Annotated in this window: 16 protein-coding genes; 6 read left to right on the top strand and 10 right to left on the bottom strand. The window is 70.3% G+C overall.

All coding sequences use genetic code 11. The annotated features are described in order from the left end of the window. Positions 1–15: 15 nt before the first annotated feature. Positions 16–4,440 (bottom strand): ATP-dependent helicase, encoded by a 4,425-nt coding sequence (locus KIK09_RS27115; RefSeq protein WP_308164307.1) that lies wholly within the window; start codon positions 4,438–4,440, stop codon positions 16–18. Between the two features lie 90 nt (positions 4,441–4,530). Between KIK09_RS27115 and KIK09_RS27110 the strand changes: the two genes are divergently transcribed. Then, positions 4,531–5,019, top strand: a complete 489-nt coding sequence (locus KIK09_RS27110) for a VOC family protein (RefSeq protein ID WP_214322194.1) — start codon at positions 4,531–4,533, stop codon at positions 5,017–5,019. Here the strand turns inward: KIK09_RS27110 and KIK09_RS27105 are convergent, their stop codons facing one another. Further along, a complete protein-coding gene (locus KIK09_RS27105; protein WP_214322193.1) occupies positions 5,020–5,214 on the bottom strand; it encodes a hypothetical protein in 195 nt (64 codons plus the stop codon). Positions 5,215–5,245: 31 nt separating this feature from the next. Between KIK09_RS27105 and KIK09_RS27100 the strand changes: the two genes are divergently transcribed. Further along, the gene (locus KIK09_RS27100) at positions 5,246–5,440 is read left to right on the top strand and encodes a DUF3046 domain-containing protein (protein ID WP_214322192.1); all 195 of its coding nucleotides are present in this window, start codon (positions 5,246–5,248) and stop codon (positions 5,438–5,440) included. Here KIK09_RS27100 and KIK09_RS27095 read toward each other — a convergent pair. Further along, a complete protein-coding gene (locus KIK09_RS27095) occupies positions 5,423–5,692 on the bottom strand; it encodes a hypothetical protein (RefSeq protein WP_214322191.1) in 270 nt (89 codons plus the stop codon). The two genes, KIK09_RS27100 and KIK09_RS27095, sit on opposite strands and share 18 nt — an antisense overlap. Before the next feature lie 449 nt (positions 5,693–6,141). On the opposite strand from KIK09_RS27095, the gene recA reads away from it, so the two are divergent. The 3 genes from recA (at position 6,142) to rny (ending at position 11,469) form a co-directional block, all read left to right on the top strand. Continuing rightward, positions 6,142–7,236 carry a recombinase RecA gene (gene recA / locus KIK09_RS27090; protein ID WP_214322190.1) on the top strand — a complete coding sequence of 365 codons (1,095 nt, stop codon included), beginning with the start codon at positions 6,142–6,144 and terminating at the stop codon, positions 7,234–7,236. 1,019 nt (positions 7,237–8,255) lie between these two features. Then, the gene (gene recX / locus KIK09_RS27085) at positions 8,256–8,768 is read left to right on the top strand and encodes a recombination regulator RecX (RefSeq protein WP_308164306.1); all 513 of its coding nucleotides are present in this window, start codon (positions 8,256–8,258) and stop codon (positions 8,766–8,768) included. Positions 8,769–9,852: 1,084 nt separating this feature from the next. Next, positions 9,853–11,469: a ribonuclease Y gene (gene rny, locus KIK09_RS27080; RefSeq protein ID WP_214322189.1), complete on the top strand. Its 1,617-nt coding sequence runs from the start codon at positions 9,853–9,855 to the stop codon at positions 11,467–11,469. Positions 11,470–12,273: 804 nt separating this feature from the next. Here rny and KIK09_RS27075 read toward each other — a convergent pair. Further along, complete coding sequence (locus KIK09_RS27075) at positions 12,274–13,065, bottom strand: CGNR zinc finger domain-containing protein (protein ID WP_214322188.1); 792 nt, start codon at positions 13,063–13,065, stop codon at positions 12,274–12,276. Positions 13,066–13,150: 85 nt separating this feature from the next. Here KIK09_RS27075 and KIK09_RS27070 point away from each other — a divergent pair, with 85 nt between their 5' ends. After that, on the top strand, positions 13,151–14,002 hold the full coding sequence (locus KIK09_RS27070) for an alpha/beta fold hydrolase (RefSeq protein ID WP_214322187.1): 852 nt from the start codon (positions 13,151–13,153) through the stop codon (positions 14,000–14,002). Between the two features lie 403 nt (positions 14,003–14,405). Here KIK09_RS27070 and KIK09_RS27065 read toward each other — a convergent pair whose 3' ends face one another. From KIK09_RS27065 to KIK09_RS27040, 6 genes are all read right to left on the bottom strand, one after another. Next, positions 14,406–15,368, bottom strand: a complete 963-nt coding sequence (locus KIK09_RS27065) for an ABC transporter permease (protein ID WP_250573875.1) — start codon at positions 15,366–15,368, stop codon at positions 14,406–14,408. A 3-nt stretch (positions 15,369–15,371) separates the two neighbouring features. Continuing rightward, the gene (locus tag KIK09_RS27060) at positions 15,372–16,337 is read right to left on the bottom strand and encodes an ABC transporter permease (RefSeq protein ID WP_214322186.1); all 966 of its coding nucleotides are present in this window, start codon (positions 16,335–16,337) and stop codon (positions 15,372–15,374) included. Further along, complete coding sequence (locus KIK09_RS27055) at positions 16,334–17,335, bottom strand: ABC transporter ATP-binding protein (protein ID WP_214322185.1); 1,002 nt, start codon at positions 17,333–17,335, stop codon at positions 16,334–16,336. Before KIK09_RS27055 ends, KIK09_RS27060 begins: the two co-directional genes overlap by 4 nt. Beyond that, on the bottom strand, positions 17,332–18,357 hold the full coding sequence (locus KIK09_RS27050; RefSeq protein ID WP_214322184.1) for an ABC transporter ATP-binding protein: 1,026 nt from the start codon (positions 18,355–18,357) through the stop codon (positions 17,332–17,334). The genes KIK09_RS27055 and KIK09_RS27050 overlap by 4 nt, the downstream gene beginning before the upstream one ends. Before the next feature lie 57 nt (positions 18,358–18,414). After that, the gene (locus KIK09_RS27045) at positions 18,415–20,244 is read right to left on the bottom strand and encodes an ABC transporter substrate-binding protein (protein ID WP_214322183.1); all 1,830 of its coding nucleotides are present in this window, start codon (positions 20,242–20,244) and stop codon (positions 18,415–18,417) included. A gap of 200 nt (positions 20,245–20,444) precedes the next feature. Beyond that, the gene (locus tag KIK09_RS27040) at positions 20,445–22,274 is read right to left on the bottom strand and encodes a S9 family peptidase (protein WP_214322182.1); all 1,830 of its coding nucleotides are present in this window, start codon (positions 22,272–22,274) and stop codon (positions 20,445–20,447) included. Positions 22,275–22,362 lie beyond the last annotated feature (88 nt).

Here is a 22,362-nt window from a genome sequence, read left to right as displayed (position 1 = left end):
GCTTTCAGGGGTGGGTTAGGCGCGGAGGCGGAGGCCTCGGGGGGTGGGGTGGAAGCCGGCTGCCTCGAGGGCCTCGGCGAGGGGGGAGTCGGTGATCGCGGTGCCGTCGGCGCGTTCGACGGTGAGCTTGCCGAGGGCGCCGTCGCGGACCGAGAGGGCGAGGGCGTCGACCGCCGGGCGGAGGCGGTCGTCGTCGGTGAAGGACAGCAGGGTCTTGCCACCGCGCTCCACGTACAGGACGAGGTGGCCGTCGACGAGGACGACGAGGGAGCCCGCCTTGCGTCCCGGCTTGTGGCCGACCTCCCCGGGATGCGCGGGCCACGCGAGCGCCGCGCCGTAAGGGTTGGCCGGGTCGGCGGCCGCGAGCACGACGGCGCGCCGCTCACCCTTTGCCCCATCGCCGGCGGAGACCGGGGAGAGGGCGCGCATGCGGTCGACGGCGCCGGGAAGGGCGAACTGGGCGCCGCCCAGGCCCTCGACGAAGTAGCCGCGGCGGCAGCGGCCGCTCTCCTCGTAGGCCCGCAGCACCTGGTAGATCGGCGTGAAGCCGCCGGGCAGCCGTTCGGAGGTCACCGCGCCACGGGTCACGACGCCGTGCCGTTCGAGCAGCACGTCGGCCTGAGCCTGCGCCCGCAGGGTGGCGTCCTCGGCGGGCAGCGGCAGCAGCCACCAGCGACCGCCGACCGTGGGCGGACCGCTCCTGCTGGGCAGTACGGCACGCCGCCGCCGCGAGGTGGGCGGTCGATGCGCGGGCCGGCCGGATCCGAGCGTGGCACGCAGCGGCGCCATCGTGTCGCCGGAGACGCGTCCGGCCCACACCAGGTCCCACAGCGCCGCGGCGAGCGCCTGGTCGTCCAGCGAGCCGAGCCGGTCCGACAGCCCGCGGAAGAACATCGCACCCCCGCCCTCCAGCAGCTCGAGGATCTGCGAGTGCAGGGGAGTGAGCGTGATCTCGGCGGGCGCGGGCAGCAGCAGCGGCGCCGTGTCGGCGAAGTACAGCGACACCCAGCCGTCGCCCCCGGGCAGCGAACCCTGGCCGGCCCACAGCACCTCACCGGAGGAGGTCAGCTCGTCGAGCAGCGCGGGCGAGTAGCCGGGCACCCGCGAGGGCAGCACCAGCGTCTCCAGCGCCGAGGCGGGCACCGCCGCCCCCTGCAGTTGCTCGATCGTCCCCACGAGGGAGTCCATGGGCACCGGAGCGCGCGATCCGGTGATCCCATGCCACACCGGCAGGAACCGGGCGAGCGCCTCGGGCGCGACGGGCTCGACCTCCTTGCGCAGCCTGGCCAGCGACCGCCGCCGCAGCATCCGCAGCACTCCGGCGTCGCACCACTCCTCGCCCCGCCCGCCGGGCCTGAACTCGCCGTTGACCACCCGCCCCGTGGCGGCCAGCCGCCGCAGCGCGTCGGTGACCACGGCCACGCCGAGCCCGAACCTGGCGGCAGCCGTACCGGCGTGGAAGGGGCCGCGCGTGCGGGCGTGGCGCGCGACCAGGTCGGCGAGCGGATCGGCGACAGGCTCGAGGAAGACATGCGGCACCCCGACGGGCAGCGGCGCGCCGAGCGCGTCGCGCAGCCGCGCGGCATCCTCGATCGCCGCCCACCGCTCCTCGCCCGCGATGCGGACCCGCAGCGCCCGCCGCGCGTTCTCCAGGCCGGTGAGCCACGACGGGTCGCCGCCCCGCACGCTGACGTCGTCGGCCACCAAGGGCCCGTGGGAGCGCAGCAGGTCGGCGAGGTCCTCCGCGTCGCGCAGCGGCCGATCGAGCCGAGCCAGCTCCCGCTCGGCCTCCACGATCACGTCGGGATCGAGCAGCTCGCGCAGGTCGGCCTGGCCGAGCAGCTCGGCCAGCAGCGAGGTGTCCAGCGCCAGCGCCTGGGCCCGCCGCTCGGCCAGCGGCGCGTCGCCCTCGTACATGAACGCGCCCACGTAGTGGAACAGCAGCGAGGCGGCGAACGGCGAGGCCTGCGAGGTCTCCACCTCCACCACCCGCACCTTGCGCGCGGCGATGTCGCGCATCAGCTGCACGAGCCCGGGCACGTCGAAGACGTCCTGCAGGCACTCGCGCATCGTCTCGAGCACGATCGGGAACGAGGCGTACTGCGAGGCCACCCCCAGCAGGTGCGCGGCCCGCTGCCGCTGCTGCCACAGCGGGCTGCGCTTTCCTGGAGTACGGCGGGGCAGCAGCAGAGCCCGCCCGGCGCACTCACGGAAGCGGGAGGCGAACATCGCCGACCCGCCCAGCTCCTCGGTGACGATCTGCTCGATCTCCTCGGCGTCGAAGGCGGCCACGTCGGACGGCGGCTCGGCCAGCGTGTCGGGGATGCGCAGCACGATCCCGTCGTCGGAGTGCACGGCCTGCACGTCGATGCCGTACCGCTCGCGCAGGCGCCGGTTGATCGCCAGCGCCCAAGGCGCGTGCACCCGCGCGCCGTACGGCGAGTGGATGACCACCCGCCAGTCGCCCAGCTCGTCGTGGAAGCGCTCGACCAGCAGCGTGCGGTCGTCGGGCACGTAGCCGGTGGCCTCGCGCTGCTCCTTCAGGTAGGCGAGCAGGTTTTCCGAGGCGAAGGAGTCGAGCCCCGCCTCCCGCAGCCGCTTCTCCTCGGGCGAACGCAGGAACTGGCCGATCGCCCGCCCCAGCTCGGCGGGCCTGCCGGGCGCGTCGCCGTGCCAGAACGGCAGCTTGCCCGGCTGACCGGGCGCGGGGGAGACCAGCACCCGGTCGGGCGTGATGTCCTCGATCCGCCACGAGGTCGCGCCCAGCACGAACGCGTCGCCGACGCGCGACTCGTACACCATCTCCTCATCCAGCTCGCCCACCCTGGACGCCTTCTCGCCGACGAGGAAGACGCCGAACAGGCCGCGGTCGGGGATCGTGCCGCCGTTGGTCACCGCCAGCCGCTGCGCGCCGGGGCGGCCCTGGAGCGTGCCCTTCACCCTGTCCCACACGATGCGCGGGCGCAGCTCGGCGAACTCCTCGCTGGGATAGCGCCCGGCCAGCATGTCGAGCGTGGCCTCAAGCGCGCTCCTGGGCAGGGTGGCGTACGGCGCGGCCCGCTTGACCACGCTCTCCAGCTCGTCGACCGTCCACTCGTCCATCGCGGTCATCGCCACGATCTGCTGGGCGAGCACGTCGAGGGGGTTGCGCGGGTAGCGCAGCTCCTCGATCTGACCGCTCTTCATCCGCTCGGCCACCACGGCGGTCTGCACCAGGTCGCCGCGGTACTTGGGGAAGATCACGCCCTTGGACACCGCGCCCACCTGGTGGCCCGCCCGGCCGATCCGCTGCAGGCCGCTGGCCACGCTCGGCGGCGCCTCCACGCACGCCACCAGGTCGACGGAGCCCATGTCGATGCCCAGCTCCAGGCTGGAGGTGGCGACCACGGCGGGCAGCCGGCCCGATTTGAGCGCCTCCTCGATCTGGGCGCGCTCCTCCTTCGACACCGAGCCGTGGTGGGCCCGCACGATCTCGGGCACCGCGCCCTTGCTCGAGCCTGCCTGCGCCATCATCTCGGCGGGCACGTCCCACGCCGACAGGTCGACGCCGGACTCGCGCTCATAGGCCAGCTCGTTGAGCCGCGTGCACAGCCGCTCGGCCAGGCGGCGGGAGTTGGCGAACACGATCGTCGAGCTGTGCGCGCCGATCAGGTCGAACAGGTGCTCCTCGACGTGCGGCCAGATCGACCGGTTGACCGGCTCCTCCTCGTTCGGCCTGGTCTCCATCTCGGTCATGTCCTCGACGGGGACGACGACCTCGACCTCGATGCGCTTGTCCGAGGGAGGCTGCACCACGCTCGCGCCGCCGAGGAAGGCGGCCACCTCGCTGACCGGCCGCACGGTGGCCGACAGCCCGATCCGCTGCGCGGGCCTGTCGAGCAGCGCGTCGAGCCGTTCCAGGCTGAGCGCGAGGTGGGCGCCGCGCTTGGTGGCTGCCACGGCGTGCACCTCGTCCACGATCACGGTCTCGACGCCGCGCAGCGCCTCCCGCGCCTGGCTGGTGAGCAGCAGGAACAGCGACTCGGGCGTGGTGATGAGGATGTCGGACGGCTTGGCGGCGAACCGCCTGCGGTCCTCGGCGGGGGTGTCACCCGACCGGATGGACACCGAGATCTCGGGCACCGGCTCGCCCAGGCGCCGCGCGGTCTGCTTGAGACCGGCCAACGGCGCCCGCAGGTTGCGCTCCACGTCCACGGCCAGCGCCTTCAGCGGCGAGACGTAGAGCACCTTCGTGCCCTTCCTGTCGGCCTCGAGCGAGAGCCGGTCGAGCGACCACAGGAAGGCCGCCAGCGTCTTGCCGGACCCGGTGGGCGCGACGACCAGGGTGTTGTCGCCCTTGGCGATCGAGTCCCACGCCCCCTCCTGGGCCGACGTGGGCGCGGCGAAGGCGCCCTCGAACCATTGCCTGGTCAGCGGGCTGAAGTGGTCCAGCGATGTCACGCTCTCATAGTGCCTCGCCGTACCGACAGAAAACGAAAGCGTCGCCACGGCGAGCGGTTGAGGAGGCCCCCGGAGGGACATAGAGCGACCGTGACCATTGACTATGCAGCTATAGAGGCCAGGCGCGAGCAGATCAGGGCGCGCCACCTCTTAGCGCGCCGGCCTCCGAGCAGCGCGCGGGGTCTGCACCACTTCGCCCTGCTCTCCTCGGACGTGGAGCGAACCATCCGGTTCTATCAGGACCTGCTGGAGTTTCCGCTCACGGAGATCTTCGAGAACCGCGACTACAAGGGTTCGAACCACTTCTTCTTCGACATAGGCAACGGAAACCTCCTTGCCTTCTTCGACTTCCCGGGCCTTGATCTCGGTCCCTACCAGGAAGTGCTCGGCGGGTTGCACCACATCGCGATCTCCGTCGACCCCGTCACCTGGGAGCGGTTGCGGGGCAAGCTGGAGATGGCCGGCGTGCCGCACCAGATCGAGAGCGGCGCCTCCATCTACTTCAAGGACCCCGACGGCGCCAGATTGGAACTGCTCGCCGACCATCTGGGAGAGATGTACGGCTCGCGCGTGATGTGACTACCGCCGCGACGCCCTGCGCGTGCGCGGCCTGCCCTCGCGCGGCTGCTGCCTGATGCCCGCGTGCCGTTCGGAGCGATCGGCCCTCTCCTTCTGCACGGCCAGCCGCTGTAACGACTGCAGGTGGCGACGCTTGGCGCGGTTGGCCTTGATCTTGGCCGTCTTCGGGGGTGAAGACTTGGGGGTCTTTGGCATGGCACTGTCCTACCCACCCCATACTTGGAAGATGCGCCTCACCGAGTTCTGGAGACGGATGCGCGCCCACTTCGGCGACACCTACGCCGAGTCCTGGGCCACGGACTACGTCCTGGCCCCGCTGGGCGGGCGCACCGTGCAGCAGGCGCTGGCCGAGGGCGAGAGCGCCAAGACCGTGTGGCGCGCGGTCTGCCAGGTCGAGAACGTCTCACCCCGGCTGCACTAGCGCCTCCTTCAGCGTGAGCGCCGTGCGCTCCAGGTCGTCGGCGGGGCCCTGACCGCCCGCCGACCACAGGAAGAGCCAGCCGTTGTGCGCCGGCGTGGCGAAGATGATCGTCTGTCTGCCCGTGCGCGGATGCCAGACCCACAGCACCGGATCGTCGCCGCCGACCAGCCGGCTCACCAGCCCGTGATCGGGTAGCAGCCCGGCCAGGGCCTCGAGATGGACGCGCCGTTCACTCGTGTACGAGTTCGCCACACCCCAAGGTGTCCCCACCTGCTGGCCTGCGACAACACGCCTGGCGTATTGCCCATGTATGCGAGGGCCCCGGCTGGGCTCCTTCAGAGACCCGGGCGGTTCTTGTACGGACGCCGGCGGTTCTTCCAGGCGCCGGGTCGGCGGGACGGTGCATGGCGCGGCGCCCTGTACGGCGGGCTACCACGACCGTGGGACGCGGCTTACGGAGCGCCGTGACGGCGGGCAAGCGTCCTCGACTCGCAAGCAGCGCTCGGCCACAGATCCCCAGCTCACGACGGTGGGCGGCGGTGGCGGTGGCTCGCCGTACCTCATGCAGCGTAAACAGCGTGTCCGGGGTGTGATCGAACAGTCGTTCGGCTACGATGAAACTCGGCTTCTCCGGAAAATGTCGGTGGGAGCCCGTAGCTTTCACTCGACTGAACCGACCACGACCCTTCAGGGGAGTTCCCATGGCTATCAACGACCGCGAGAAGGCCCTTGAGACTGCCCTCGCCCAGATCGAGCGCCAGTTCGGCAAGGGCTCCGTCATGCGCCTCGGCGATGACGCCCGGGCTCCCATCGAGGTGATCCCCACCGGATCGATCGCCCTGGACGTGGCGCTGGGCATCGGTGGTCTCCCGCGCGGCAGGATCGTCGAGGTCTACGGCCCCGAGTCGTCGGGTAAGACCACGGTCGCCCTGCACGCCGTGGCCAACGCCCAGCGCGCGGGCGGCATCGCGGCCTTCATCGACGCCGAGCACGCCCTCGACCCCGAATACGCCAAGAAGCTCGGCGTCGACACCGACGCGCTCCTGGTGTCCCAGCCCGACACCGGTGAGCAGGCGCTGGAGATCGCCGACATGCTGATCAGGTCGGGCGCGGTCGACATCATCGTCATCGACTCGGTGGCCGCCCTGGTGCCCAAGGCCGAGATCGAGGGCGAGATGGGCGACAGCCACGTCGGCCTCCAGGCCCGCCTGATGTCCCAGGCCCTGCGCAAGGTGGCGGGTGCTCTGAACAGCACCAACACCACCGCCATCTTCATCAACCAGCTGCGCGAGAAGATCGGCGTCATGTTCGGCTCGCCGGAGACCACGACCGGCGGTAAGGCGCTGAAGTTCTATGCCTCGGTCCGCCTCGACATCCGCCGCATCGAGACGCTGAAGGACGGCACGGAGGCCGTCGGCAACCGCACCCGGGTCAAGGTCGTCAAGAACAAGATGGCCCCGCCCTTCCGCGTGGCCGACTTCGACATCCTGTACGGCGTGGGCGTCTCGCGTGAGGGTGGCCTCATCGACATGGGTGTGGAGCACGGGTTCGTCCGCAAGTCCGGCGCCTGGTACACCTACGAGGGCGACCAGCTCGGCCAGGGCAAGGAGAACGCGCGCAACTTCCTGAAGAACCACCCCGACATGGCCAACGAGATCGAGAAGAAGATCAAGGACAAGCTCGGCGTCGGTCCCCGCATCGACGCTCCCGCCGAGGCTCCCGCGCCCGCCGCCGCACCGGCCGCCACCGGCCGAGGCGCCAAGGCTGCCGCCACGCCCAAGCCGGGCGACGTCTGATCCCCATGCACGACTCGGACCCGTCCCACCCCCACGACTGGGGCACCTGGCCAGACACCCCCCGCCGCGGGCCCACGGCTCCGCGGGGCGAGGACGCGCCGGCTGGGGGGTCCGGCAGCGCGGGTTCCGAGAGTTCGCCGGACGAGAATGCGCCAGGTCGACGGTCTGGCGCTTCGGGTTCCGATGCGCCTAGCTCCGTGGGTTCGGGTAGCTCCGGTGACGCTGATCGTCCGGGCTCCGGTTCACGCGGCTGGGGCCAGGTGGCCGAGGGCGCTGGATCTGGTGCCTGGGGGCGTGGAGCCGGGGGTTCTGGTGCCTGGGGGCGTGGGGCCCAAGAGGTGGGCTCTGATGGTTCCGAGGGATCGTGGTCAGGGCGCCGGCCATGGGGGCCGGGCTCTGATGTCCCCGAAGGCGACTGGTTCGGGGCGGGTGCGCAAGATGACCCCTGGAATGGCTTGTTCGCAACGGGGGCGCCGAGGGCTGGCACGTCCAAGGCAGGCGACCGTGAGGCACACGAGACCGCCAGGAGAAAGGTCGGCGGCCGCGAAGCCGACCAGGCCGCCAAGAGGAAGACCGGCGATCGTGAGGCCGACCAGGCTGGTGAGGGAGAGGCTGGCGATCCAGGGGCAGATGAGGCTGCCTGGGAGAAGGCCGGCGGTCGTGAGGCAGACGAGGCCGCTAGGAGAAAGACCGGCGATCGTGGAGTCGACGAGGCCGCCAAGTGGAAGACCGGCGGTCGTGAGGCCGACCAGGCTGGCGGTCGAGGGATAGACCAGGCTGGTGGGGGAGAGGCTGGCGATCCAGGGGCAGATGAGGCTGCTTGGGGGAAGGCTGGCGGTCGTGAGGTAGACGAGGCTGCCCAGGGGATGACAGGCGATTCGGCGTTGGATGCCTGGTGGCAGCCGCCGATGGCGGGGCCCGATGAGCCCTCTCGTGGCCGTGGGCGGCGTGGTGGGGCGGGGCGTCGTGGTGGGCGACGGGCCGGGGGGCGGTTGCCTGACGGGCCTGATGAGGGTTCGGTGGCCGCGTCAGGGCCGCCGGCGGATCCGGAGTCGGTGGCGCGAGCCGTAGTGCTGCGGTTGCTGACCATGGCGCCGAAGACGAGGGCTCAGCTGGCCGAGGCGCTGCGCAAGCGGGACATCCCCGATGAGGCCGCGGAGACGGTGCTCGACCGGTTCTCCGAGCTGGGACTCATCAACGACGAGGCGTTCGCCGAGGCGTGGGTCGACTCGCGCCACCACGGCCGCGGCCTGGCCAAGCGCGCCTTGGCCGCCGAGCTCCGCCACCGCGGCGTCGACTCGGAGACCGTCAACGAAGCAGTCGAACGCCTCGACCCCGACCAGGAGCTCGAAACCGCCCGCCGCCTGGTCGAACGCAAACTCGCCGCCACCCGCGGCCTCGACCCCCAGGCCCGCACCCGCCGCCTGGCAGGCATGCTCGCCCGCAAGGGCTACCCACCCGGCCTCTCCTATCGCGTCGTCCGCGAAGCTCTCGAACAAGAGGGCATCGAAGTCGAAGAAGACCCCTTCTGACACCACGGCTTCTGACCTCACGGCGCGCACCGAGACAGCTCGGCGACCGTCAGGCCGTGCCCCACCAGCCGCGTCGGCACGGCTCGGCAACCGCCAGGACGGCCCACCACCAGCCGTATCGACACGGCTTCACGACCGTCAGGACACGGCCCACCAGCTGCGTCGGCGCGGCTCGGCGACCGACAGGACCGCTCAGCACCAGCCGTGTCGGCACGGCTTGGCGACCGTCAGGACATGGCCCACCAGCCATGTCGGCCGGCTTGGCGACCGTCAGGACACGGCCCACCAGCTGCGTCGGCGCGGCTCGGCGACCGTCAGGACGTGTGCACCGCCACAGACGCATCGGGATGCAGGGCGCCTAGCTGCGGGCGAATGCGCTACGGGTGCGGTGCGCACGCAGGCAGTGATAAGGGCGTGGGAAGTGTGACCTGATTCCGCGGGCGTGGCGCGTCCGCGGAAGCCGGGCGGGGCCAGGGCAGTGAGAAGACCTCCAGAAGGCGAGAGGTCTCGCGGAGATGACGGGCTGCAAAAGGAGCTGAGGCGGCGCAGAGATCTGGGCTGGCAGAGGGAGTCGGGGTGGTGAGGGGCGTTGGGGTGGCAGAGGGAGTTGGCGGTGGAAGGGCTGGGCTGATGGGGGGTGCGGTGGGAGGGCTGGGCTGATGGGGGTGCGGCGGTGCGGTGGGAGGGGCTGGCAAGATCGTGGGGGGTTGTTGGGGGCGTAGGTGGGGACTGGAGGGGTGATCTCGGGCGGCACTGGAAGAGTGGGGCTATTCGGGTGATATCTGCCTGAATTCCGCAGGGGTAGCCCGTAAGACACGCTTGATGACGCGTTTGCTTGCTCGTGACTTGTTCGACGCATAACCTCGACGGCAGTGAGGAGTTACTCCGCGCAGCGCGGATTGCCATACCGGTGAACGACGGACGTACGAGCTCGATTGACCGAGGTGGGCGAGGTGTCGGCTACAGCAGTCGACGCCCGGTCGGCCTTGGGCAGAAATCGTTCCAGCCGCATTCCGTGCCGCGCATGTGACCCCTCCCGTTTCGAGGCCGCGAGTCGTTACGATACGAGGAGGGCGGGGCGCACATGGGGCCGCTAGTCGTGGTGCTGTCGGTGGCTGTGCTCCTGCTCGCGATCGGGATGATCGCCACGCTTGTCCTCGTCGTACGTCGCACCTCCGGTGACAACTCCCGCCTGGCCAAGCCCACGCCCGAGCAGGCCGCCGCCGTCCACCAGGAGCTGGAGCAGGCCCGCCAGGAGGCGGGGCAGATCCGCGAGAAGGCCGAGTCCGACGCCGAGGAGATCCTGCGCAGGTCGGAGGCCGCCGCCGAGAGCGCCGTGGAGATGCGCCGCGAGGTGGAGGAGGAGAGCCGGATACGGAAGTCCGAGCTCAAGGAGCTCCGCGCCGACCTCGAACGCCGCGAGGGTCGCCTGGCCGAACGCGAGCAGCGCCTGGACGAGGAGGCCCGCAGGCAGTCCGAGCGCGACCGCAAGCTGGCCGAGACCGAGATCGAGCTGGCCGACCGCCGCGAGGAACTGCTGCAGGTCGAGGAGGAGCGCCGCCGCATCCTGGAACGCGTCGCCGGGCTCACCACCGATCAGGCCAAGACCGAGCTGGTCAAGGAGATCGAGAACCAGGCCAAGCGCGAGGCCGCCCTGATCGTCAGGGAGATCGAGGGGGACGCGCGCAAGGAGGGCGAGAAGCGCGCCACGAAGATCGTGACGCTCGCCGTACAGCGGGTGGCGGCCGAGCAGACGGCGGAGTCGGTCGTCAGCGTGCTGCATCTGCCCGGCGATGAGATGAAGGGCCGCATCATCGGCCGCGAGGGGCGAAATATCCGGGCGTTCGAGTCGACGACCGGTGTGAACCTCATCATCGACGACACCCCAGAAGCGGTGCTGCTGTCGTGTTTCGACCCGGTACGCCGGGAGACGGCGCGGCTGACGCTGGAGAAGCTCGTCCTCGACGGCCGCATCCACCCGCAGCGCATCGAGGAGGCCCACGACCGCAGCCGCGCCGAGGTCGCCGACCTGTGCGCCCGGGCGGGCGAGGACGCGCTGGTCGAGCTGGGCATCACGGACATGCATCCAGAACTCACCCTGCTGCTGGGCCAGCTCCGCTACCGCACCTCGTATGGGCAGAACGTCCTCAAGCACCTCATCGAGTCGGCGCACATCGCCGGGATCATGGCCGCCGAGCTGAAGATGAACCAGCCGCTCATGAAGCGCTGTGCGCTGCTGCACGACATCGGCAAGGCACTCACGCACGAGGTCGAGGGCAGCCACGCGCTGATCGGCGCGGAGATCGCCCGGCGGTACGGCGAGGAGGAGGACGTGGTGCACGCCATCGAGGCGCACCACAACGAGGTCGAGGTCCGCACCGTCGAAGCCGTCCTCACCCAGGCCGCCGACGCGATCAGCGGCAGCCGCCCGGGAGCGCGACGGGAGTCGCTCGAGGCGTACGTGAAGCGGCTGGAGCGGCTGGAGGAGATCGCGCAGTCCTACGACGGGGTCGAGAAGGTCTTCGCGATGCAGGCCGGGCGGGAGATCCGGGTCATGGTCAAGCCGGACGCCGTCGACGACATCCAGGCACAGGTGATCGCCCGGGACGTGGCGAAGCAGGTCGAAGAGGAACTCACCTATCCGGGCCAGATCCGGATCACGGTCGTCCGCGAGTCCCGCGCCACCGAATTCGCCCGCTGACAGCCCACCAGTCCCTGCCCTCAGGCATCTGTACGGCCCAGGCGCTGCATTCTTGTACTGCACATTCGTCGGGTTCTTGTATGGCTGAGGTCTGGACTGTTGTGCGGGCCAGTCGATTGACGGTTGTGCAGCTTGGGGCTCGGGCTGTTGTGCGGCCCAGGTGCTTGGCGGTTGTGGGCTCTTGTACGGCGGGCCGCCGCGACCGCCGACCGCCGTCGTGGGTTGAGGGCCTGTGGGCGGCGCTGCCGGCGAGTCGGTGCCGCTTGCTCGCCGTTACGGCGCTGCGTCGGCCTGGGTTCCGCGGTCGTGGGCCGCTCACCGGCTCCGCGCTTCGTTGGGCGTTTGGCGCGGTCTTGGCTGCTCGCCGTACAGGGCGCCGACTTCCGCCGCATACCTTCCCGCCGACCCGGCGCCTGGGAAGCCCACCGGGGCTGAGAGACACCGAAACCCGGGCGACCCACGGCCGAGGCGTGACCCCGGGAGGTCTGCCCGGAGGTGTGGGGTGGTCTGTGGCGAGGCGAGCCCCGGGGAGGTTGCTGCGGAGGTGGGACCTGGGTGGTCTGTGGCCGAGGCGGGACTCGGGGCGGTTTGTTGCGGAGGTGGGAGCCCGGTGTTCTGTGGCCGAGGCGGGACCCGGGGTGTTCGCGGCAGAGATCGGATCCAGGGCAGTACGCGGCGGAGGCGGGATACGGGTGGGTTTGTAGCAGAAGCGGGACTTGGGTGGTCCGCGGCAGGGGCGGGCGGGGGTGGTCCGTAGCAGGGGCAGGCCTGGGGCGGTCCGCGGCGGAGGCGGGATCCAGGGTGTCAGGTGGGCTTGTGGCGGGCGTAGTGGCGGGCTACTCGGGCTCGGTTGCCGCAGGTGGTGGTGGAGCACCATCTGCGGCGGGGGTGGGCGGGGATGAAGAGCATGACGCAGTCGTGGCCCTCGCATTGGCGGATGCGGGTGACGTCGCCCGTCAGGAGGTCGACGGCGGCGTCGGCCAGTTGGGCCGCGAGGCGGGCGCCCGGGGTGCCCTGGCGATGCATGGTGGCCGTCAGGTGGCCGTCGTCCCAGGTCAGAGTGGTGTGGGTGGGGGCGGCACGCTGGGCCTCAGTGATGGCTGCCAGGGACTGAGCCGGGGGAGGAGTGCCTTGGCGTACATGAGCCAGTGCGGCGGAAACGTGGGCGCGCAGGTCGCGGATCATCTCCGCGTCGCCCTCCGCGAGGCGGGCATCGCCCCCTGAGTATCGATCGTCGGTCTCTGTGGGGTCGGTGTCAGTCGCTGAGGGGCGCGCATCGTGCTCGGTCAGGGGGGCGCCAGCGTCTGAGGGACGTGCGTCGGTCTCTGTGGGGTGGGCGTCGGTCGCTGAGGGGTGCGCGTCGGGGTCGGGCAGGCGGGTGCCGGTGGCTAGGGGCTGTGCATCGGCTCCAGTCAGGCGGGTGTCAGGCTCTGTGGGGAGGGTGGGGGTGAGGCGGGGGGATTCGAGGGTTAGCCAGTGGTGGAGGCCGGGGAGGGTGGCGAGGTGGTCGCCGGTGGCGTAGAGGGTGTTGACGAGGTCCAGGGCCAGGTGTTCGCCGGTCAGGGGTTCGTCGGTGCGGGGTGGCCTCTCCATCATGTGTCTAATGGTACATCGGCGGGTTGACGCATTAGGGGTGGTCCCGCTATAACTAATGCATCTTTGATGAAGGAAGGCATTAGTCATGGTGACAGTTGCTCGGGTCGTGCACCGGTATCTCGACGTTGATGGTGTTCGGGTCTTCTATCGCGAGTCGGTGCCCGAGAGGGACGATGCCCCGGTGTTGTTGCTGCTGCACGGGTTCCCCTCGGCTTCGCACCAGTTCAGGCGGCTGATCGACGTGCTGGGGGTGCGGTATCGGCTGATCGCGCCTGACTACCCCGGGTTCGGGCAGACCGAGGTGCCGGAGGGGTTCGAGTACTCCTTCGATCGGCTGGCCGATGTGGTCGAGGGGTTCGTGCGCGGGCTCGGGCTGTCGCGGTTCGCGATGTACGTGTTCGACTTCGGGGCGCCGGTCGGGTTCCGGCTGGCGGTGCGGCATCCCGAGTGGGTTGCCGGGCTGGTGGTGCAGAACGGCAACGCCTACGAGGAAGGCTTGTCGGACATGGCCAAGGACTTCATCTGGAACGCGCAGGACGACCAGGTCCGGGGGCTGCTGACGCTGGAGAGCACGCGCGGGCAGTACGAGGGCGGCACCGCCGATCCCGAGCTGGTTGCGCCGGACGGATGGACGCTCGACCAGCACTACCTGGACCTGCCCGGCCGTAAGGAGGCGCAGGTCGCGCTGGCCTTCGACTACCGCTCCAACGTGGGGCAGTACGAGCGCTGGCAGGCGTGGATGCGCGAGCACCGGCCGCCCGCGCTCGTCACCTGGGGCGTCAACGACCTGTTCTTCCCCGAGCCCGGCGCCCACGCCTACCTCCGCGACCTTCCGGACGCCGACCTCCACCTCTTCAACACCGGCCACTTCGCCCTGGAAGACCACCTCCCCGAGATCGCCCCCCTGATCGCCGCCTTCCTCGACAAGACCTGGTAGCCAAGCCAGAACCCAGAGGTACGGCCAATCACCGCCACCAGCGTGCACGCCCGGCCACCGGGTTTGCCGGACGCCCTGTCCGGTGCTGACCCGCAATCGCGGTAGGCGCCTGCTGGAGCGCGGTACTGACCCGTGATCGCGGTTGGCACCTGCTGGAGCGCGGTACTGAGCCATGGCCGCGGTAGACGCCCAAGGGAGCGCCGTGACGGTGGGGCAGGGGGATCGACTCGCCGGGAGCGCCGGGCGCGTGTCCTCGGCCGAAGTGCGGCGGGCGGCCGGTGGCGGCTGCTTGCCGTACAGGATGCCTGTGAAGTGCAGGATGCCTGTGAAGATGCCTGTGAAGGTGCCTGGGCGGGTGTGGCCGGCGCGGGAGGGAGGGGCCGCGGGCGGTCACACCCGCGCTTCAGGCGAGGCGGATCCGGGGGTCGAGGAAGCCGTAGGTGATGTCCACCAGCAGGTTGGCGACGACGACCGCGGTGGTGGCCAGGACGACGACGCCCATGATGACCGGCAGGTCGCCGCTGATGAAGGCCTGCACGACGGCCTGCCCGATGCCGCCGAGGCCGAACACCGACTCGGTGACGACCACGCCGCCGATCAGCGTGCCCACGTCGACGCCGAGCTGCGTCACCACCGGTGTGAGGGCCGCGCGGAGCCCGTGGCGGTAGATGACCCGCTGCTCGGGCACCCCCTTGGCGCGGGCGGTGCGGATGTAGTCCTCGCCGAGGACGTCCAGCATCGACCCGCGGGTCAGCCGTAAGTAGGTGGCCGCCTGGACGGTGGCGAGCGTGATCCACGGCAGGATCAGATGTCGCGCCCATTCGCCGGGACTGTCGGAGAAGGACACGTAGGAGTCGGGTGGCAGCACCGGCATCCCGGCCATCGTGAGCTGGAAGAACAGGAAGTACAGCAGGATCAGCCCGACCACGAACGTGGGCATCGACACCCCGGCCAGCGCCAGCAGCGTGAGCCCGCGGTCGAGCAGCGAGCGGGCCCGGGTGGCGCTGAGCACGCCGGCCCCCACGCCGATCGTGAACCAGATCACCGCCCCGCCCACGACGAGCGAGAACGTGGGCGGGAAGTCCTCGGCGAGCAGCTTGCCGACGGATTCGTTGGAGAAGTAGGAGGTGCCGAGGTCGCCGTGGACGAGCCGGTTGGCGTAGTCCAGGTACTGGACCATGATCGGCCGGTCCAGGCCGAGGTTGCGGCGGATCAGGTCCACCTGCTCGGGCGTGGCCTGCCGTCCGGCCAGCGTCCTGGCGGGGTCGCTGGGCGCGACGAAGAACAGCAGGAACGTGCCCAGCGTGACCAGCCACAGCACCAGCACGCCGAGCAGGATCCGGCGGACGAGGAATCTGCGCAGCATCGGCTACCCCTTCCCGCGACGTCGACGGGGCCGCCTGCGGCGGCTGAACAGGCGCTCCATGCGCGGGTCGATGGCGTCCCTGATGCCGTCGCCGACCAGGTTGAAGGCGAGCGTGGTGATCAGCAGGGTGGCGGCGGGGAACCCCAGGTACCAGTAGGCGACGCGGTAGAAGCCCTGGGCCTCGCTGAGCAGGTTGCCCCACGACGGCGTGGGCGGCACGATGCCCAGCCCCAGGTACGACAGCGTCGACTCGAACACGATGGCCGCGGGGACGAGCAGCGTGGTGAGCACGATCACGGGCGCGAGCAGGTTCGGCAGGATGTCCACGAACATGACCCGGAAGTCGCCCGCGCCGATGGACCTGGCGGCCTCGACGTACTCCCGTTCCTTGATCGACAGGGTCTGGCCGCGCACGACCCGGGCGATCGCCGCCCAGGAATAGAACGCGATCACCCCGATCGTGGCCGTCAGCGACGGCCCGGCGATGGACACGACCGCGATCGCGAAGATCAGGTAAGGGAAGGAGAGCACGACGTCCATCAGCCGCGACAGGATCGTGTCGATCACGCCGCCGTAGTAGCCCGCCAGGAGCCCGATCACGACGCCCACCAGCGCCGCGAGCCCGGTGGCCACGACGCCGACCAGCAGCGAGACGCGCGCCCCGTAGAGCACCCTGATGAACAGGTCGCGCCCGAGCCTGTCGGTGCCGAACCAGAACGTGCCGTTGGGCGCCACGGGCAGCCCCTGCGGCGTGATGCCGGTGTCGCGGAACTGGTCGTCGGGATCATGGCCGTTCCATGCGGCGATCAGCGGCGCGGCCAGCGCGAGCACGGCAAGCAGCACGATCACCACGCCGGAGACCAGCGCCACCTTGTCGGTCTTGATCCTGGCCCAGGCCAGCTGCCACGGACTGCGCCCGGCGATGCCGCGGTCCGCGACGGCCTCAGGCCGGATCTCGGTTAGCGTCATGCGGTACTCCTCGCGGTGAGGTCCTCGCCCACCTCGACGGGGAAGTGGCAGGCCACCGGGTGCGGTTTGGCCTCCAGCGGCGGCTCCTCGGCCGAGCAGCGCTCGCGGGCCTTTGGGCAGCGCGGATGGAAGCGGCAGCCGGAGGGCGGGTCGATCGGCGACGGCACATCCCCGGTCAGGATGATGCGATGCCTCCGCTCCGCCTCGTCGGGGTCGGCCACCGCGGTGGCCGACAGCAGCGCGTTGGTGTAGGGGTGGCGAGGTATCTCGTGAAGCTCGTCGGCCCCCGCGCGTTCGACGACCTTCCCGAGATACATCACCGCGATCCTGTCGCTGACGTGCCGCACGACCGACAGGTCGTGCGCGATGAACAGGTACGTCAGCCCGAAGTCGTCCTGCAGATCCTTGAGCAGGTTGAGGATCTGCGCCTGGATCGACACGTCCAGCGCCGACACCGGCTCGTCGCAGATGATCAGCCGCGGTTTCAGCGCCAGCGCCCTGGCCACCCCGATGCGCTGCCGCTGCCCGCCGGAGAACTCGGCCGGGAAGCGGTTGTAGTGCTCGGGGTTCAGCCCGACGCGCTCCATGAGGTCCTGGACGGTACGGCGAAGCTGCTCGCCCCGCTGGATCCGGTGCACGACCAGCGGATCGGCGATGATCGAGCCCACCCGGCGGCGCGGGTTCAGCGAGCCGTACGGGTCCTGGAAGATGACCTGGATGTCGCGCCGGTAGCGGCGCATCTGGGAGCGCGGCAGGTTGGTGATGTCGTCGCCGTCGAAGCGGACCTTGCCTGAGGTCACCGGGTGCAGCCCGGCGATGCAGCGGGCGAGCGTGGACTTGCCGCAGCCGGTCTCGCCGACCAGGCCGAGCGTCTCGCCGGGTGCCAGCTCCAGGCTGACCCCGTCGACGGCGCGTACCTGGCCGATCGCGTGCTTGATCAGGGTTCCCGCGGTGATCGGGAAGTGCTTGACGACGTTGTCGACCTCGAGCAGCGTCACGTTCCCTCCTTGGCGTGCAGGCGCAGCGCCTCGGCCTCTTCCGTCAGCCCCACCGCCTCGTGTGGCAGCCAGCAGGCGGAGGAGTGCCCCGTGTCACCGGTCACCCTGGTCAGCGGCGGTACCTCGGCCGGGCAGACCGGCATGGCGTAGGGGCAGCGCGGATGGAAGGCGCAGCCGGACGGGATCGCGATGAGGCTCGGAGGCGAGCCGGGGATGGGCCTGAGCCTGCCCTCGCGAGCGCCGGTGCTGCCCGGGATCGACTCCAGCAGGCCCTTGGTGTAGGGGTGGTGGGGCCGGTAGTAGAGGGTGCGCCGGTCGGCGCGCTCCACGACCAGGCCCGCGTACATGACCATGACCTCGTCGGCGATGCCGGCCACCACGCCGAGGTCGTGGGTGATGAGGATCAGCGCGATGTCGAACTCCGCCTGCACCTTGGCGATGAGCTCGAGGATCTGCGCCTGGACCGTGGCGTCGAGCGCGGTGGTCGGCTCGTCGGCGACGATCAGCTTGGGGTTGAGCGCCAGCGCCATGGCGATCATCGCGCGCTGCCGCATGCCGCCGGAGAACTGGTGCGGATAGTCGTCGACCCGCCGGTCGGGCCGCGGGATGCCGACCAGGCCGAGCAGCTCGACCGCTCGCTTCCTGGCCGTGGCGCGGCTGGTGTCCGGCTGGTGCACGCGGATGAGCTCCTCGATCTGCCAGCCCACCTTGTAGAGCGGGTGCAGGCTGGTCAGCGGGTCCTGGAAGACCACGCTGATCTCGGCGCCGCGGATGCGCCGCAGCTGCTCGCGGTCGAGCTTGAGCAGGTCGACGTCCTCGAACATGGCGGTCCCCGTGATGTCCGCGTCCGGGGTCAGGCCGAGGATGGCCTGGGTGCTGACCGTCTTGCCGCTGCCGGACTCGCCGACGATCGCCAGCGTCTTGCCCCGGTCGACGGCGAGCGACAGCCCGCGCACCGCCTGGACCACGCCGTCTGAAGTGGGAAAGGAGACGTGCAGATTCGTCACCTCGAGCAGGCTCATGTGCCTCCCTCACGGAATCCGTGCCCGCGCGGCCACGCGGGCACGGCTACCGCAGCGTCATGGCGTGTTGGGGTCTAGCCAGAGGTTGGTGATGTCGTAGAACTGCCAGTTCGGCATGTAGAGGGGGTTCTTCACCCGCTTGCTCTTGTAGATGGGGTAGTTCTGGTTGTTCAGCGGCACGATGACCGCGTCGTCCATCACCGTCTGGTCGACCTGGTGCCACAGCGCGGCCGCCTTGGCCTGGTCCGACTCGCCGAGAGCCTGCTTGATCAGGTCGTCCACCTTCGGGTTGCTGTAGCAGCCGAAGTTGGTGGTGCCGGGAGTGCAGTTGGTCTGGAACAGCGGCTGGGCCACGGCCCGGCCGTTGTTGCCGTACCAGTCGGGGATCCAGCCGGGGGCCGAGACGTCCCACTTGCTGTCCTTGGCGATCGTCGGGTTCTGCAGGAACGCGCCGTAGTAGTCGCCCTGGCGCACCGGCAGGCCCTTGACGTTGATCCCGCACTTCTTCAGGTCGGCGGAGTACGACTGGAAGTTGGCCGGGTGGTTGCCGGCGTTGCGGAAGGCGCCGATCAGGTTCAGACCGTTGGGGTAGCCGGCCTCGGTGAGCAGTTGCTTGCACTTGGCGGGGTCGCCCTGGTCACCGGAGGTCGGGTACGGGTTGTACTCCTGGTAGCCGATGTTGCCCGGCGGGATGGCCGTGTGGATCGCGACCGCGACGTCGGCGCCGCCGTACACCTTGGCGATGGCGGTCTTGTTGATCGCGTACTCGATGGCCTGGCGGACCTTGAGCTTGCCCATGGCCCCGTTCTCGTTCTTGCTCTGCAGGTTGAAGACGAGGTACGGGTTCGTGACGGAGCCGGGGAAGATCTTGAAGTTGGGGTCGCCGCCCTTCAGCCGCGGGATCGCCGAGGTGGGCACCGGCAGGTCCCACGACAGGTCTGCGGTGCCCGCCTCCATCTGCTGCTGGACGGCGTCGGGCTCGGTCACGCCCATCTTGACCTCGACGGCGTTGACGTACTGGTGCCGGATCGGGTCCGACTCCTGCTTCCAGGCCGGGTTCTTCTCCAGCTTGATCGACTTCGTGGCCTGGTAGCTGGTGATCTTGTACGGGCCGTCGGAGATCACGTGCTGGCGGAACGTCGCGTCGTCCGGCACGTACTGGTCGTACTCCTGCGGCGCGGGCGAGGCGAAGTTCAGCGACATGATGTTGAGGAAGTCGCCGGCCGGCTGGACCAGCGTGAAGACGACGGTCTTGTCGTCCTTGGCCTGGACGCCCGCGATGTCATGGGAGTTCTGGAACTGGGCCAGCGCCGCAGCGGTGGGCTTGGCCTTCTCGAAGGCCTTGGCGTAGGCGTCGCAGTACTCCTTCATGCCCTTGATCGTGCTGGTGTAGTAGCCGGGCGCGCCGGAGCCGGCGACCGGGTTGCAGAGCCGCTTCATGCCGCGGACGACGTCGGATGCCGTCACCGCGCGCGGCGGCTGGGTGTCCCACTGCACGCCGTCGCGCAGCTTGATCGTGTAGGTCAGGCTGTCGGCGCTGACGCCGCCGTTGGCCTGCGTGGGGATCTCCGTGGCGATGTCGGGGATCGGGGCGAACGCCTTGGTCGTGTCGGCCTCGGTCGCCACCGAGCCGAAGGTGAACAGCTGCCGGGCGTAGCCCCGCATGAGACCGCTGGTGACGGTGTAGTAGGCGCTGGTGGGGTCGAGGTGGTCGACGTCGCCGCCGCCCACCAATCTCAGGGTGCCGCCGGTGACGGGTTTTCCCGCCTCCTGGCCGGCGCTGGGCGCCGTGGTCGTCTGGCTTCCTGTCTGGGTCGCACAGGCGGTGGCGGCGATCAGACTTGCCGTGGCTACCACGGCAATGCTGAGATGGCGCATGCTGGCCATCTAGCCCTCCCTCGTGCCGAGATGGGGTACCTGAATGGCTGGCCGAGGTGGGGCGCGCTCCGTGGCCGCGGGGCGCGCCCTACGGTTTTCCTGCCAAGAGCAACCCACTTGCCGAGGGAGGTGTCGAGGACCGGATATTCAACTGTTCCCGAGTAGCGACTGCACAGTGATGCCGATTTCGTACGGACTGTGTTATCAGATCAGGACATCAAGAAGATCTGCTGGTAGAAGGCCAACTCCGCGGCCAGCGCGGTCGCCTTGGTCTCGCTGCGGCGGAACCCGTGCGATTCCCCTTCGAAGGCCAGATACGTGCACGGGACGCCCCGTTCCGACAATGCGTCGGCGAAGGCCTCCGACTGCTCGGGCGGCACGGCGGGGTCGTCCAGCCCCTGCAGCAGCAGCATCGGCTTGGTGACGCCCGCGACGAGGGACAGCGGCTCGCGCGAGGCGTACAGCTGCGGATCCTCCGGCCCGACCAGCCACTCCACGTAGCGGGACTCGAAGTCGTGCGTGGTGGCCATCAGCGGGCCGAGCGCGCTGATCCCGTAGTACGACACGCCCCCGGCGAACAGGTCGGAGGTGCAGCAGGCCGCCATCACCGTCCACCCGCCGGCGCTGCCGCCCCGCACCGCGATCCGGTCGGGATCGGCCAGCCCCTCGGCGGCCAGCCACTGCGCGGCCACGATCGTGTCCTCCACGTCGACCACGCCCCACTGGCCCTTCAGCCGCTCCCTGTAGGCCCTGCCGTACCCGGTCGAACCGCCGTAGTTGACGTCGAGCACGCCGATGCCGCGCGAGGTGAAGAACGCCTTCTCCAGGTCCAGCGCGGTCGTGGCGTGCGCGGACGGCCCGCCGTGCACGAACACCACGTACGGCCTCGGCCCCTCCGGCTGGCCGGGGTTGGACGGCGGATACAGGTAGGCGTGCACGTGCCTGCCGAAGCGGCTCTCCAGCTCCACCGCGCGCGGCACCGGCAGGTAGGCGATGTCGGGCAGCTCCTCGACGTCGCGCTTGAGCGCCTCCACCCGGCTGGTCACGGTGTCGATCCTGACCAGCGACCCGGGGATCCGCGCGCCGTATCCGACCCCGACCACCGACGTCCCGTCGGCGGCCAGCGCGCCGCTCCAGCCGTCGTAGGGCACGTCGAGGTCGGTGAGCGTGCCCGTGTCCGGATCCAGCAGCCCCAGCCGCTGGTCGCCGCGCCCGTGCAGCACCGCCAGCCTGCCGTCGTCCATGACGAGGTACGGCCGGCCGCCCAGGTTCCACAGCGGCCCGGCGAACTCCTCCTCGGCCGGGTGGAGCGCCTGCGAGGAGGTGCCGTAGATGCCGATCTGGTAGAGGTTCCACCAGCCGGACCAGTCGGAGACCAGGTAGAGGTGGCTGCCGTCCTTCCACTGGGGCGCCAGCACCGACTCCGACGTGCCGCCCTTGACGGTCCAGGAGTTGCCGTCCTCCAGGCGGGTGATGCGCAGTTCGGTGCCGTTCCACGGCATGCGCGGGTGGTTCCAGCAGATGTAAGCGAGATGCCGCCCGTCAGGCGAAATTTCGGGGTATGCGTAGAAGTCGGAGCCGGTGACCCACTCGCGGATCTCGCCGCCGTCGAGCGGGACCGAGACGATGGCCCGGGTGACCTTGCCGTCGTCGCCGTGCCGCTCCCTGACGCACCACACCTGGCCGTCGCGGACCACCAGGTCGGCGTACCGGTCGCCGCTCTCGGGCGTCAGCGGCTCCAGGTCCGGCAGCCGGTACAGGCGCTGGTCGGCCAGGTCGGCGAAGACCACGTCGCCGGACTCGGCCACGGCGTAGGGGCGCCCGCCGTACTCGTGGACTCTCGTGCGGGCGCTCCACGGCGCCGGAAGCAGCTCGCGGCGGGAACCGTCCGCGGCGCGATGCATGATCGTGGTGCGGCCGTCCTCCTCGGGACGGTCCTCGGTCCACCACACCTGGCCGCCGCGGGCCAGTGGCCACGCCAGCCTGACCCGCGATCGGGCCACGTCGGTGGTGGAGATGGGGGAGAGCCAGAAGGGCATAGCCGCATCCTGCCGGAAAAACCGGTCGGGGGGCGGGGGGGGGGCCCCCCCCGCACCACCCCACCAAAACGGCGCCCCCCGGGAGCTA

This window comes from Nonomuraea sediminis (assembly GCF_018531495.1).
GTDB lineage: Bacteria > Actinomycetota > Actinomycetes > Streptosporangiales > Streptosporangiaceae > Nonomuraea > Nonomuraea sediminis.
The sequence above is the reverse complement of the archived record's forward strand: the minus strand, read 5'-3'. Positions and strand labels throughout refer to the sequence as shown.

Bases quoted from the DNA above. Each gene is read 5' to 3' on its own strand.
- KIK09_RS27105 (WP_214322193.1), bottom strand. From the start codon at position 5,214: ATGCCAAAGACCCCCAAGTCTTCACCCCCGAAGACGGCCAAGATCAAG.
- KIK09_RS27100 (WP_214322192.1), top strand. From the start codon at position 5,246: ATGCGCCTCACCGAGTTCTGGAGACGGATGCGCGCCCACTTCGGCGAC.
- recA (WP_214322190.1), top strand. From the start codon at position 6,142: ATGGCTATCAACGACCGCGAGAAGGCCCTTGAGACTGCCCTCGCCCAG.
- rny (WP_214322189.1), top strand. From the start codon at position 9,853: ATGGGGCCGCTAGTCGTGGTGCTGTCGGTGGCTGTGCTCCTGCTCGCG.
- KIK09_RS27075 (WP_214322188.1), bottom strand. From the start codon at position 13,065: ATGATGGAGAGGCCACCCCGCACCGACGAACCCCTGACCGGCGAACAC.
- KIK09_RS27070 (WP_214322187.1), top strand. From the start codon at position 13,151: ATGGTGACAGTTGCTCGGGTCGTGCACCGGTATCTCGACGTTGATGGT.
- KIK09_RS27065 (WP_250573875.1), bottom strand. From the start codon at position 15,368: ATGCTGCGCAGATTCCTCGTCCGCCGGATCCTGCTCGGCGTGCTGGTG.
- KIK09_RS27060 (WP_214322186.1), bottom strand. From the start codon at position 16,337: ATGACGCTAACCGAGATCCGGCCTGAGGCCGTCGCGGACCGCGGCATC.
- KIK09_RS27050 (WP_214322184.1), bottom strand. From the start codon at position 18,357: ATGAGCCTGCTCGAGGTGACGAATCTGCACGTCTCCTTTCCCACTTCA.
- KIK09_RS27045 (WP_214322183.1), bottom strand. From the start codon at position 20,244: ATGGCCAGCATGCGCCATCTCAGCATTGCCGTGGTAGCCACGGCAAGT.
- KIK09_RS27040 (WP_214322182.1), bottom strand. From the start codon at position 22,274: ATGCCCTTCTGGCTCTCCCCCATCTCCACCACCGACGTGGCCCGATCG.